10 protein-coding genes are annotated in these 12,778 nt (G+C 31.9%); 7 read left to right on the top strand and 3 right to left on the bottom strand.

Annotated features, from left to right (window positions below; translation table 11 throughout):
- Window positions 1-68: 68 nt before the first annotated feature.
- The 3 genes from ETI37_RS00045 to ETI37_RS00035 are packed head-to-tail and all read left to right on the top strand — an operon-like array spanning window position 69 to window position 3,060.
- Window positions 69-2,048, top strand: coding sequence for a hypothetical protein (locus ETI37_RS00045; RefSeq protein ID WP_006586889.1), 1,980 nt, complete (start codon window positions 69-71; stop codon window positions 2,046-2,048).
- A 14-nt stretch (window positions 2,049-2,062) separates the two neighbouring features.
- Window positions 2,063-2,731, top strand: a complete 669-nt coding sequence (locus tag ETI37_RS00040) for an ATP-binding cassette domain-containing protein (RefSeq protein WP_006586888.1) — start codon at window positions 2,063-2,065, stop codon at window positions 2,729-2,731.
- Window positions 2,728-3,060, top strand: coding sequence for a YxeA family protein (locus ETI37_RS00035; protein WP_006586887.1), 333 nt, complete (start codon window positions 2,728-2,730; stop codon window positions 3,058-3,060). Before ETI37_RS00040 ends, ETI37_RS00035 begins: the two co-directional genes overlap by 4 nt.
- Window positions 3,061-3,094: 34 nt before the next feature.
- On the opposite strand, the gene ETI37_RS07940 is transcribed toward ETI37_RS00035, so the two are convergent.
- On the bottom strand, window positions 3,095-3,226 hold the full coding sequence (locus ETI37_RS07940; RefSeq protein WP_006586886.1) for a hypothetical protein: 132 nt from the start codon (window positions 3,224-3,226) through the stop codon (window positions 3,095-3,097).
- Window positions 3,227-3,498: 272 nt separating this feature from the next.
- Here ETI37_RS07940 and pcp point away from each other — a divergent pair, with 272 nt between their 5' ends.
- Window positions 3,499-4,146 (top strand): pyroglutamyl-peptidase I, encoded by a 648-nt coding sequence (gene pcp, locus ETI37_RS00030; protein ID WP_006586885.1) that lies wholly within the window; start codon window positions 3,499-3,501, stop codon window positions 4,144-4,146.
- Between the two features lie 30 nt (window positions 4,147-4,176).
- Here pcp and ETI37_RS00025 read toward each other — a convergent pair whose 3' ends face one another.
- Window positions 4,177-5,157, bottom strand: coding sequence for a LacI family DNA-binding transcriptional regulator (locus tag ETI37_RS00025; protein WP_006586884.1), 981 nt, complete (start codon window positions 5,155-5,157; stop codon window positions 4,177-4,179).
- A complete protein-coding gene (locus ETI37_RS00020; protein ID WP_006586883.1) occupies window positions 5,157-6,608 on the bottom strand; it encodes a sucrose-6-phosphate hydrolase in 1,452 nt (483 codons plus the stop codon). Before ETI37_RS00020 ends, ETI37_RS00025 begins: the two co-directional genes overlap by 1 nt.
- 245 nt (window positions 6,609-6,853) lie before the next feature.
- On the opposite strand from ETI37_RS00020, the gene ETI37_RS00015 reads away from it, so the two are divergent.
- The 3 genes from ETI37_RS00015 (at window position 6,854) to ETI37_RS00005 (ending at window position 12,686) form a co-directional block, all read left to right on the top strand.
- A complete protein-coding gene (locus ETI37_RS00015) occupies window positions 6,854-8,794 on the top strand; it encodes a sucrose-specific PTS transporter subunit IIBC (protein ID WP_034535796.1) in 1,941 nt (646 codons plus the stop codon).
- A 285-nt stretch (window positions 8,795-9,079) separates the two neighbouring features.
- The gene (locus ETI37_RS00010; protein ID WP_006586881.1) at window positions 9,080-10,492 is read left to right on the top strand and encodes a PTS transporter subunit EIIC; all 1,413 of its coding nucleotides are present in this window, start codon (window positions 9,080-9,082) and stop codon (window positions 10,490-10,492) included.
- A gap of 13 nt (window positions 10,493-10,505) precedes the next feature.
- Entirely contained in the window at window positions 10,506-12,686 is a 2,181-nt protein-coding gene (locus ETI37_RS00005; RefSeq protein ID WP_143458367.1) for an alpha-galactosidase, read from the top strand.
- Window positions 12,687-12,778 lie beyond the last annotated feature (92 nt).

Below are 12,778 nucleotides of genomic sequence, written 5' to 3'. Positions count from 1 at the left end.
GATATAATTTAAGTATACAGTTATATTGCAATATTACAATAAATCGCCTGTTATGTGGGAGAAGAATCATGTTCAAGACAATTAAATTAAGTTTGTTTACGATTATTAGTATTGTAGCTTTCTTTTTATTAAGTACTGTAATTAGGCAATACGATTTAGAAACAATTCCAGGAGAGCAAAATGTTATAAAAGTATATGGCGATAAGCAGAAGGCCAATAAAGCACAAGTATTTTTTGAACTAAAGAAGGTGGCTCGAAAGGGCCACTACCAACTAACTTTAATTAGACAAAATACTATAAATAATTCAGTAACTAAATCAATCTATGTTTTTAACTCTGATTTACCATATAATGCCTCACTTTATCGAAATAGTGCTGTGAAGCAGTTTTCTAGTAAGGAAGTGGAATTGTTAGATCTTAAAGGAGAATACTATACTAATGCTTCATCATCTGAATTTGTTAAATTGCAATCTAAATTAACGGACTATGGCCTTAAATTTGAAGTAGGTAAGGATGATTTTTGGAAAGTTGCTTTTTTCAATGAAAATATCCTAAATTATCTTTTGATTTTTATTAGCGTATTCGCAATTTTCTTTACTGTTAGTGTTATGGAAAAGGTAGCAAATCTGAAAAAATATGCAATTTTACGACTTAATGGTTGGAATTTTTTCAAAATATTAGTTAGGGATTTATTAGATATTAGTCGGCCTTTTGCTATTATACTAAGTGCTTTGATAATCATTTTTGGCGTGGTTACTAGTTGGGAAATGAACCTGACAGGAATTATCTTTTTTGCAAAGTATGGACTAATTTTAGAACTTGTATTATTAATTTTTGCTCTGTTATTAGAATTGCTATCTTATTTTCCTTTACTGTTAGCAAAGTTAGGTGCAGCAATTAAAGGACAGACATATTCTGCTGCTTTAACTGCAGTAAGTTACTTGTTAAAGATAGTTTTACTAATAGTGGTCTTCTTTAATTTATTTATATTATATTCAAGCGTAAAAAATTTACATGACGACCAGAATATTATGAATATGTGGATTAGTCGAGGCAGTGGCTATACTATCCAGTATGGTTATGTTGATCCACAGGATAGGGCAGAAGAAGATAAATTGGGTAACTTAACTAAAAAATTGGTCGCTAAAAATTCAGATGTAATTATTAGTAGAACCAATCAGGAGTATCATCCTGCAAGCAATAATTTTGATGTTACTAATGGAAATGTATTAATTATTAATAAGAATTTCCTCAAATATAATAAATTAGAAGATTTAACAGGGAAGGACTTGTATAAACTACGCTATCAAGCCAAGACTCTTTATGTATTTGTCCCAATTACTCATAAGTCTAAATTATCTGAAATTAAGAAAAATGTGGTCGACTATACTAGCTTTCAACAAGAGTTGAGTGGAAGAAAAGGGCAAAAACTCAATTTTGAATATATTTTGATTAAAAATCCTGGCCAAGTTTTCAATTACTTAATAGGTAAAGAAATTAGCGATTCTATTTCAACTAATCCAGTGTTTATAGTTGATTCGGGTTTATTATCGAATGATTTCTATTTTTCTAGCGCGACAAAAGGAATGATTCAGTTTAAGAATTTGCAGAAATTAAAAACACAACTCAGTCAGTTGGGATTGCAAAGTTATATTGTAGGGATTACTGATGCTAAAACACGATTGTCAAACTTCAATATTACAATTTCAAGGAAATTGACAATTTTATCACTTACTATCGTACTTTCAATTGGTCAGCTATTTTTCTTGATGATTTTTATTGCTTCTTCATTTTTGCAAAAAGAACGTCCTCGGATGGCAATTAGAAAAGTATTCGGCATATCAAATTATGACTTAGTTTTAAAATTTACAAGTTTTAATTTATTAATTGATATTGGCGTTGCAATCTTAGTAGCAATTTTTTGTGGTATTAATTGGATCTTAATATTTGGCTTAATAGCCTATTTGATTTTGGAAACGAGTGCAATTATTGTGTTGGCGATGCGAGCTGAACGAGGCTTACTCACAACAATTAACCATGGCAATTAAGGGCGGTAATTAAAATGATTAAATTAAAAAATATTAGTAAAAGCTTTGGGAATCATTCAATCTTTGTAAATGTATCGGCTGATTTACATGCTGGCAAGAGTTATGCAATTATTGGTAAAAGTGGCTCAGGTAAGACTACTTTATTAAATATCATTGGCGGATTAGAAAGTGCAAGTAGTGGTCAAGTTGAGATAGATGGCCAAGTAGTTAAGGAAGCAAATTTGGCTAAATTCCGTAAAGATTACTTTGGCTTTATTTTTCAAAATTATGGACTAATTGATACAGATACAGTTGAACAAAATTTATTAATTGGACTTGCAAATCAAAAGATATCTAAAAAAGTGGCACAAGAAAAATTGAAATCTGTTCTTAAGTTGCTTGATTTGGATTATTTAAATTTAAGTCAAAAAGTTTTTGTGTTAAGTGGTGGAGAGCAACAAAGATTAGCACTTGCGAGAATTATTTTGAAAAAGCCAAAAATTATTTTTGCTGATGAGCCAACGGGTTCACTTGATCCAGATAATGCCCAAATAATTTTAAAGCACCTATTAAATGACTTTGGTTCTGATGCAACTATTTTAGTTGCAACACACGATCCACAAGTTTGGAAAAAATGTGATTATATTATTCAAGTTCAAGAAAAGAAAATAAAACTAATTAAAAATGAAGGAGAAGGACAATGAGCACGTTTAAAAAAGTTATGTTAACAGTTACAGGCGTTATTGTTGTAGCGATTTTTGCATTTTTCTTTGTTCATACACCACAAACAGATCGATTTAATCCTTTTATTCAGAAAACTACTAGTTATGCCAAAGTAAAGAAAGGAACGCAAAATTATTATCAAGTTCAAGCAATAAATCCAAAAACTGGCGAGAATCTATCATATAAGCTTTCTGAAGTTGGCGGCTATGATAATAGCAAAGAATATATTGAAATTACTCATAAAGGGCAGTATGTTGAAAAAATAAGTTATATTTCCAAGGAAAAATTTGAAAAAGCTAAGCAAAAATAAAAAAAGTGAGAGTTGAAAAACTCTCACTTTTAAGTTAAGCGGATTTATTAGGGATATTTAGTCTATGAATGGCTTTCCCCTTTTTGCCAGCATAATTTTTTAATGCTTGCTTAACATGAATCTTTGATTTACTTGGGTTGAAATTTTTCTTCTTTAATTTGCTCATTGAAGTACCTCATATTGTAGAAATATCTTATGACATTTTGGAGAATTGATGTTTAACGTAATTTTACCATGAGTTTTCAACCTCGCTTTGTTTAATTAAAATATGAACTTAACGACTGTAAACAAAAAGAATCATGTTAATCACTCCTTTAACTTATTTGTTTAAATTATATCAAGATTAAAAATATAATACAAATAAACTGCACTATCTGATTTTTTTATGATAAGATTTGGATAATAAGTTTTTAGATATTTTAGTAAGAAGGGATAGCTATGAAGATTCTTGTCACTGGATTTGATTCTTTTGGTGAAGATAGGATAAATCCTGCACTTGAAGCAGTAAAACGTTTACCAGATAATATTGCTGGAGCTAAAATAATTAAATTAGAAATTCCTACCAAATTTAATATAAGTGCTGAAGTAGTTAAAGAGGCGATTGAAAATTATAAGCCAGACTACGTTTTAAATGTGGGACAAGCAGGAGGCCGCTTTGCTATTACACCTGAAAGAGTAGCAATTAATCTTGATGATGGCAGAATTGCAGATAATGCGGGATATCAACCTTTGAATCAAACTATTCAATCAGATGGAGCGACGGCTTATTTTACTCAATTACCAATTAAGGCAATGACTAAAGCGATTCGAGAAGTAGGTCTGCCGGCAACTGTTTCAAATAGTGCAGGTACCTTTGTATGTAATCATATTTTTTATCAAGTTCAATATCAAAGGGCAAAATTCTTCCCAGATATTAAAGCTGGCTTCATTCACATTCCTTATTTGCCTGAACAAGTTATTTCTAAACCGCAAATGCCATCTTTGTCATTAGCTGATGATATTAAAGGTTTAATTGCTGCAATTAGCGCAATTGTAGAGCGGGATGGACAAGGAGATATTAATACAATTGAAGGTAGTATCCACTAAAAAAGCTTTTCACAATGTGAAAAGCCTTTTTTATATCGAGTTACCTTTTACTAATGTAATTGGTAAAACATAATTTGAATCAGAAAGTTCTTCATGATTTATTCTTTTTATTAAAAGATCTACTAATAAGTTAGCAATTTCTTCTATTGGCTGGGCAATTGTTGAAAGATCGGGATTAAGTTGCCGCATGATTGATGTGCCATCATAACCAATGACCTTAATTCGCTCACAATCTTTGAAATGGTTGAAGCGACTATATTGCCAAAATAAGTTGGCTGAAAAGTCATCAGTAAAAAAGGCGCCATCAATTTCATGCTTACTAAGTAGCTTTTGAAATGCCATCTTTTTTAAATTAGCAGATTCATAAAAATTCATTGGTACTAAGATTTCTTGTAGACCATGTTCAATGATTGCATCATGATAGCCTTTAAGACGTAAATCAGTTGGATTATTAGACCCCTTGATATTACCAAAAAAAGCCACTTTTTTACAACCTGAATTAATTAAACTGTTAGTGGCAACCCAACCACCTTGATAGTTATCTGAACTGACAACTGGTACATCCGGACCGAGATTACGGTCAAATGAAACAATTGGCAGGCCTGTTTCTTGATACTCAGTAATATCTAAATTGTGAGTGCCAGATATGATTCCATCAACTTGATTAGCCTTTAACATGTTAAGATAGTCGCGTTCTTTATGGCTAGAATCTTGTACAGCATTACAGAGAATTAGTTTGTAATCTTTGCGATTAAGCAATTCTTCAATTCGACTGACTAATTCAGCAAAAAAAGGGTTAGTTAAACTAGGAACAATTGCACCAATTAAGCGAGTTTTTTTCCCTTGTAGAGAGCGGGCGAGGGAGTTAGGTTGATAATTGAGTTCGTTCATTGCAGAAAAAACTTTTTTACGCGTTTTTTCACTAATATATCCGTAATTATTGATAACTCGTGATACTGTAGTTGGTGAAACGTTAGCTAATTTAGCAACATCGGTTAATTTAACAGACATTAGATATCTGCCATTTCCCAATATTGACCTTTAAACTTGATATTTTCATCTAATAAAAGCTTATTGCTTCCTTTTTTAGGGAAGAAGCGAGCCGTTAATACGTGTTCCCCGTTATTTACAAATACTTCAATTAATGAATGATCCACGAAAATATCTAAGTCTAAAGTTGTGTTTTGTGGTAATTTGATTGCTCTCTCAGTTCCATATTTTTCATTTACAGTAAAGCCACTATTTTGCCGGTCGAGAATTAATTCTCCATTTGCAGTATCAATGTGTAATTTCAAACTTTCAGTATTGGTTTCATTTGCTGCAATGTGCAAAGTGGTCTTTTGGCTGGCAGCAACTTCTAATTTAAGTTCGTATTGATTCTTAGTGTCTAATTCTCCAGTGAAATTTACTTCTTCTTGACGCAAATTTTTAATGGTGGAAACAGGTTTTTGAATTAGTTGACCATCTTTAAGGCTCAATTCTTTTACTTGGCTATAACATCCTGACCAGTTTTCAATATCAGTAGGATAAGTTAAATCAGGCAAGCCCACCCAACTCAAGGCATATACTTTACCATCTGGCGCATTAAAAGGTTGAGTAGCATAAACATCAAAACCATCATCTAAATTCTGGATTGAATGTTTACTATCAAATTGAGCAGATGTGAAATCAAATTTATCACCAACTAAGACCATATTTGGATAAATATTTTCATATTTAACAATTGCCTTATCTAATCCTTGTGGGCAAAAAATTAAAACAGGTTTTTCATCAATAAAAACAAGGTTAGGACATTCAATCATGTAACCCATTTCTTCATTGGTGAAGTCAATATATCCTAGATCATGCCAAGGTCCTTTGATATCTTTTGCTTCGAAAAGGGCAATTTTTCCAGTTTTCGTAGCTTTATCTTGAGCTCCTAAAATACAGTAATATTTACCATTATGTTCAAGAATTTGGGGATCGCGAAAATGATCTGTAGTGTGTTGTGGTTGTTCAATTAATGAATTAGGTAATTTTTCGATATGGTTATTTTTATCCATAAAAGCACCCATTTGGTGTGGGTGTCTAACCCATTCAGTGTCTCGAGCATTACCTGTGTACATTAAGAATAACTTATCATCAATAACTTTTGCTGAACCGGAATAAGCTCCATGGCTATCTAATTCTGTATCAGGATAAATAGCTGTTCCTAAATCTTTCCAATGAACTAAATCTTTTGAAACGCAGTGTTCCCAAGATTTTAAACCATGAACTGGACCAAAAGGATATGATTGATAAAATACATGCCATTCATTATTAAAATAGGAAAAGCCGTTGGGGTCATTTAATAGTCCACTTTTTGGACGAATATGATAATGCAATTGATAAGGTGAGTTACTTGCCTGTGATTGTAATTCAAGTAAAGTCTTGGCAGACCATTTTTCATAAGGTAAGTAACGTTTTTCAGTTGACCATTCCATAATTATTCTCCTTGTTTATTTAATTTATAATCTTATTTTACATTATTGTCCCTATAAAATGTCAAGCGCTTAGCAATTAATAAATACTAATTTATCAATAATGTAAACCTTTTCGGAAAGCTTTTACATTTTTTAGTAAGAAAATTTATGTTAAACGATTGACAGAAAAAATATTATAAAGTATTATAGTAGCTGTAAGGGCTTTCAAATATTTATTTTAGAAACGAGGACGTGTAAACATGGCAATGGATTACAAGAAGGTTGCTTCTGAAGTTGTTGCTGCTGTTGGAAAAGATAATTTAGTAGCAGCAGCACACTGTGCGACCCGTTTACGATTAGTTTTAAAAGATTTTGACGCAGTTGATCAAGCAGCACTTGATAACAATGCAGATGTTAAAGGTACATTTAAGACTAATGGCCAATATCAAATTATTATTGGGCCAGGGGATGTAAACTTTGTTTATGATGAATTAGTAAAACTAACAGGTGTACAAGAAGCTTCAACAGAAGAGTTGAAGAAAATTGCTGACAAAGGTAAGCCATTTAACCCTGTAATGGCCTTCATTAAGTTATTGTCAGACATTTTTGTACCAATCATTCCTGCCTTAGTTGCAGGTGGTTTGTTAATGGCTTTGAATAACTTCTTAACACAACCTGGCTTGTTTGGACCTAAATCAATTGTTCAAATGAATGCAGCTGTTAAGGGTTTTTCAGATATTATTCAATTAATGTCTGCAGCACCATTTATTTTCTTGCCAATTTTAGTAGCTATTTCAGCTTCTAAGAGATTTGGTGCTAACCAATTCCTTGGTGCTGCAATCGGGATGATTATGACATCTCCTGATTTAGGTGCTACTGCAAAGTATTGGGACATTCTGGGATACCATGTAATGCAAACCAACTACAAGTATCAAGTTGTTCCAGTTTTAGTAGCAATTTGGGTATTATCAATTCTTGAAAAGAGATTCCACAAGATCTTACCACAAGCAGTTGACTTTACCTTTACTCCACTTCTTTCAGTAATGATTACTGGTTTCTTAACATTCACTGTTATTGGACCTGTTTTCAAAGAAGTTTCAGACTTATTAACTCAAGGTATTGTATGGCTTTACGATACAACTAGCTTTATTGGTATGGGTGTCTTTGGTTTGACTTATTCAGCAATTGTTACTACCGGTCTTCACCAAAGCTTCCCTGCAATTGAAACACAATTAGTTACAGAATTTGCTAAGAACCATGTTGGATCTGGTGACTTTATCTTCGTTGTAGCTTCAATGGCTAACGTTGCTCAAGGTGCAGCAACTCTTGCAATTTACTTCTTAACTAAGAATAAGAAGATGAAAGGTTTAGCATCATCAGCAAGTGTTTCAGCATTCTTAGGTATTACTGAACCTGCTTTGTTTGGGGTAAACCTTAAATACAAGTTCCCATTCTTCTGTGCATTAATTGGTTCAGGTGTTGCAGCAATGGTTGCTGGTTTAACTAAGGTTATCGCAGCTTCAATGGGTGCTGCTGGTTTTATCGGATTTTTATCAATCTACCCAAGTTCAATTCCATTTTATGTAATGTGCGAAATTCTTAGCTTTGCAGTTGCTTTCGCTTTGACATTCATGTATGGTAAAAAGAACTTAAAAGAAGAAACTGTTGATATGGCTCCTGTTGCAGCAACAGAAGCAACTGAAAAGCAAACTGCTGTTGAACAAAAAGTAGAAAAGCAACTTTCATTAAGTGATGAAGTTATTGCTAGTCCTGTTAATGGTAAAGAAGTAAGCTTGACTAGTGTTCATGATCAAGTCTTCTCAGCTAAGTTAATGGGTGATGGTGCAGCAGTTATTCCAGCTGATGGTAATATTTACTCACCAGTTGATGGGGAAGTTACTGTTGCTTATGAAACCAAGCATGCTTACGGTCTTAAATCAGATGATGGTGCTGAAATTTTAATTCACATCGGTATTGATACTGTTAACTTGAAAGGTGAACATTTTGAAAGCTTTGTAAAGCAAGGTCAACGAATTAAGAAAGGTGACAAGCTTGGAACAGTTGATTTAGCTGCTGTTAAGGAAGCAGGTTACGATACTACTGTAATGGTTATTGTAACTAATACTAATGATTATGCTTCAGTTGACAGAGTTCAAAACGATAAAGTTAAAGCTGGCGACAATTTAATCGCTGTTACAGCTCACTAAAAATTAATAAAGTAAAAAAGATGAAATCTAGTATAAAAGCTAGGTTTCATCTTTTTTGTTGTTAAAAAATTCATTTTTTAAATAAATAGTATAAAAAGTTTTGGCATTAGCTGAAAGAATTATTTTCAAAAATGTTTGAGATAGGTATATATTTTTTTAAGGCCTATGAGTTATAAATAGAATTATTTATCTAAAAGCATCGACAAAGTAAGCGCTTTTTGATATTATAATCTTAGATGAACGCGCGTACATTATTTCAAAAATGCAACCAAGGAGGATAGTAACATGGCGTATGATTACAAAAAAATTGCTAAGTCAGTTATAAAGGCTGTCGGTGGATATGAAAATATTAAATCTGCTCAACATTGTGCAACAAGATTAAGATTGATTGTTGATGATAGAGAAAAAATAAATGAAGAAGAAGTTGGAAAAATTGAAGGAGTTAAAGGAACCTTTTTTACAGGAGGTCAATACCAAATAATTTTTGGTACTGGACATGTAAACAGAGTTTTCTCTGAAGTTATTAAATTAGGTGTTGGTGAAACTACAGTTGCTGAAGCAAAAAAAGCTAAGTTAACTGGTAAAAATAAATTTCAAAAAGCTATCAGAACTTTTGGAGACGTATTTGTCCCCATAATTCCAGTTTTAGTGGCTACTGGACTATTTTTAGGATTAAAAGGTGCATTATTTAATAATAATTTCCTTTCTTTATTTGGTATGACAATCAAGGAAGTTCCAAAGATTTTGTTGGTATTAATAGATGTTTTATCAGCAACAACTTTTGCATTTTTACCTGCCATTGTTTGTTGGTCAACATTTAGAGTCTTTGGTGGATCACCGATATTAGGGTTGATTTTAGGACTTATGTTAGTTAATCCTGCATTACCTAACGCTTATTCTGTAGCTGATCCTTCAAGCGGTATTACGCCACTATATTTATTTGGAATTATTCCTGTTGTTGGCTATCAGGGAAGCATTTTACCGGCGTTTGTTGCAGGTTGGATTGGATCTAAGCTAGAAATAAAATTGAGAAAATTAGTTCCTGCTACATTTGATTTCATGATTACTCCCTTTTTAGTACTATTAATAATGTTACTGGTATCCTTATTAATTATAGGTCCTATATTACATGGTGTTGAATTAATTTTATTATCCTTTATGAAAACTGCGCTACATTTACCCTTTGGAATTGGTGGATTGATTATAGGATTCTTTTGGTCAATTATAACTTTGACTGGAGTTCATCACATTTCAAATATGCTAGAAATTAGCTTATTAGCTAACACAGGATTTAATCCAATGAATGCAATTTTATGTATGTGTGGATTTTCATCTGCTGGTGTATGTTTAGCAATTGCATTAAAAGCGAAAAAGAAGGAAGTGAGAGCTATAGGACCAAGTGCTACTGTTTCTGCACTATTAGGGATTGGTGAACCAGCATTATTTGGAGTTTTATTAAGATATAAAGTAACTCCATTTATTTTAAGCTGTTGTATAAATGGAATTGCTGGTATGCTTGCAATGATTATTGGATTACAGGGAACAGGAAATGGAATTACAACTATACCAGGTATTTTACTTTATGTTTATTCACCTAAACAATTAATACTGTATATAGTGTTGGCGGCAGCCACCTTTATTACCGCTTTTATTACTACTTGGCTTTTTGCTGTGCCGAAAGAGGTAATGAGTGAATAGAAGGGATGATTAAGTGATTTATGTTATTGAAAAAAATGATGAAAAATATTATTTTTTAAATACAAATAATACTAGTATTGTTTTATTAAAAAATAAGTATGATTATTTATTTATACTACATTGGGGTAGCTTAATATCTCCTACAAATTTAGATTATGTATTAAAAGAATTAAATAGAGCAAGTTATTTGGCAGATGCAAATGGTGTGAAAGACTTTAAATTAGAACAGATGCCACAAATTTATCCATCTTATGGTTATTCAGACTTGAGAGAGCCTGCATTTTCAATAAGATATCAAGATGGTTCAAGAATTACAGATTTAAGATATGACTCCTACAAAATTTATAAAACTAAGAAAAAACTAAAGGGATTACCTACTATTATTTCTAAAGAAAGTGAATCTATTGATTTAATCTTAATAGATAAAATAAAAAAAATAAAAATCACATTGACATTTTCTGTTTTTGACGCATATGATGCAATTACTCAATCAGTCAAAATAGAAAATTTAAGTAATGAAACTTGTTATATTGAAAAAGTCTGTTCAGCGTCAATTGATTTATTATTTAGTGATTTAGATATGTTTCAGTTAAATGGTGCTTGGGGAAGGGAATGCCATATTAATAAGAGACATCTAGTTCAAGGTTCTCAATCAATTTCTAGTGCACGTGGAGCTAGTGGTCATGGTCAAAATCCATTTATAGCACTGGCAACGAGGGGAACTAACGAAGAGTATGGTGAAATTTTTGCTTTAAATTTTGTTTATAGTGGAAATTTTTTAGGAAAAGTTGAAGTGGATATGCATAAAAATACTAGGGTCCAATTAGGAATAAATCCTTTTGATTTTGAGTGGATTTTAGATCCTTCACAGTCTTTCCAAACTCCTGAAGTAGTGATGGTGTATTCCAATGAAGGATTAGGGAAGATGTCAAGAATTTTTCATAAATTATATAGAAATACTTTGGCTTCAAGAAAATATTTAAATAGTACCCCTCCTATTTTATTGAATAGTTGGGAAGCTAATTACTTTGATTTTACTAAAGAAAGTTTATTAAACTTAGCTGAAAAATCTTCCGAGATAGGTGTTGAATTATTTGTCATTGATGATGGCTGGTTTGCAAAAAGAAATGATACTACTTCTTCTATTGGTGATTGGGTACCTAATCAAGTTAAATTAGGTGGAAATCTGGATACTTTAATAAATAAAATTAAAAAGAATAAAATAAAGTTTGGACTATGGTTTGAACCAGAAATGGTATCTCCTAATAGTAATTTATATCGCTTACATCCTGAGTGGGTTATTCAAGTTAAAAATAGACGTATTGAAGAGTCTAGGGATGAATATGTATTAGATCTTTCTAATCCAGCTGTATGCGAGTATATTACAGAGATATTATCTAATTTTTTATCGGTTTATTCTATTGACTATGTAAAATGGGATATGAATAGAAACTTTACAAATCTTGGTTCTACCTATTTATCATCTGAAAGGCAAAAGGAGCAAGCGCATAGATATATTCTTGGATTATATTCTATATTAGAAAATTTGACCAAGCGTTTTCCTAATGTGATAATTGAAGGTTGTGCTGGTGGAGGAGGAAGATGTGATCCGGGCATGTTGTATTACATGCAACAAATATGGATAAGTGATGATACAGATGCTATTGAACGTTTACCTATCCAATATGGAACATCGTTAATTTATCCCTCAGTTTCGTTGGGCTGTCATATATCTGCTGTACCAAATCATCAAACAAACAGAATAACAAATTTAGATACAAGATCAACGGTTGCTATGTGGGGAAATTTGGGTCTTGAATTAGATTTAAACAATTTAAGAAAAGATGAATTAGAAATATTAAAGAATAAAATCTTATTTTATAAAAAAATAAGATCTATAGTTCAATTGGGTGATTTGTATAGGCTACAAGGCCTTGATGAAACAAATGAATACGCATGGATGTATATTAGTGAGAAACAAGATGAGATATTGGTATCATATGTTCAAATCATGGCACAACCAAATACTGTAGCGAAAAGATTACGTATTCCATATCTTGATGTAAATTTTAACTATTTAGATGTTGAAAATAATAGAGTATATAAAGGTGATGAATTGTATGCTTTAGGAGTATCAAAAGGTAGTTGTAAATATGATGGATATTCTAAGCAATGGTTATTTAGAAGAATATAAATTTTGAATTAGTAGTACGCGTGGTGCTAGTTAAATCGTTTTAGTTAATAAAAAAGTCCAATCTTGTTAGACTCGACTTGTAAATAGTAATA

It is taken from the genome of Lactobacillus mulieris, assembly GCF_007095465.1.
GTDB classification, from domain to species: domain Bacteria; phylum Bacillota; class Bacilli; order Lactobacillales; family Lactobacillaceae; genus Lactobacillus; species Lactobacillus mulieris.
This window is presented reverse-complemented; position numbering and strand designations above follow the sequence as displayed.

Excerpts from the sequence above, each read along its gene's own strand:
- ETI37_RS00040 (WP_006586888.1), top strand. The coding sequence starts at position 2,063 with ATGATTAAATTAAAAAATATTAGTAAAAGCTTTGGGAATCATTCAATC.
- ETI37_RS00010 (WP_006586881.1), top strand. The coding sequence starts at position 9,080 with ATGGCGTATGATTACAAAAAAATTGCTAAGTCAGTTATAAAGGCTGTC.
- pcp (WP_006586885.1), top strand. The coding sequence starts at position 3,499 with ATGAAGATTCTTGTCACTGGATTTGATTCTTTTGGTGAAGATAGGATA.
- ETI37_RS00025 (WP_006586884.1), bottom strand. The coding sequence starts at position 5,157 with ATGTCTGTTAAATTAACCGATGTTGCTAAATTAGCTAACGTTTCACCA.
- ETI37_RS00045 (WP_006586889.1), top strand. The coding sequence starts at position 69 with ATGTTCAAGACAATTAAATTAAGTTTGTTTACGATTATTAGTATTGTA.
- ETI37_RS00035 (WP_006586887.1), top strand. The coding sequence starts at position 2,728 with ATGAGCACGTTTAAAAAAGTTATGTTAACAGTTACAGGCGTTATTGTT.
- ETI37_RS07940 (WP_006586886.1), bottom strand. The coding sequence starts at position 3,226 with ATGAGCAAATTAAAGAAGAAAAATTTCAACCCAAGTAAATCAAAGATT.
- ETI37_RS00015 (WP_034535796.1), top strand. The coding sequence starts at position 6,854 with ATGGATTACAAGAAGGTTGCTTCTGAAGTTGTTGCTGCTGTTGGAAAA.
- ETI37_RS00020 (WP_006586883.1), bottom strand. The coding sequence starts at position 6,608 with ATGGAATGGTCAACTGAAAAACGTTACTTACCTTATGAAAAATGGTCT.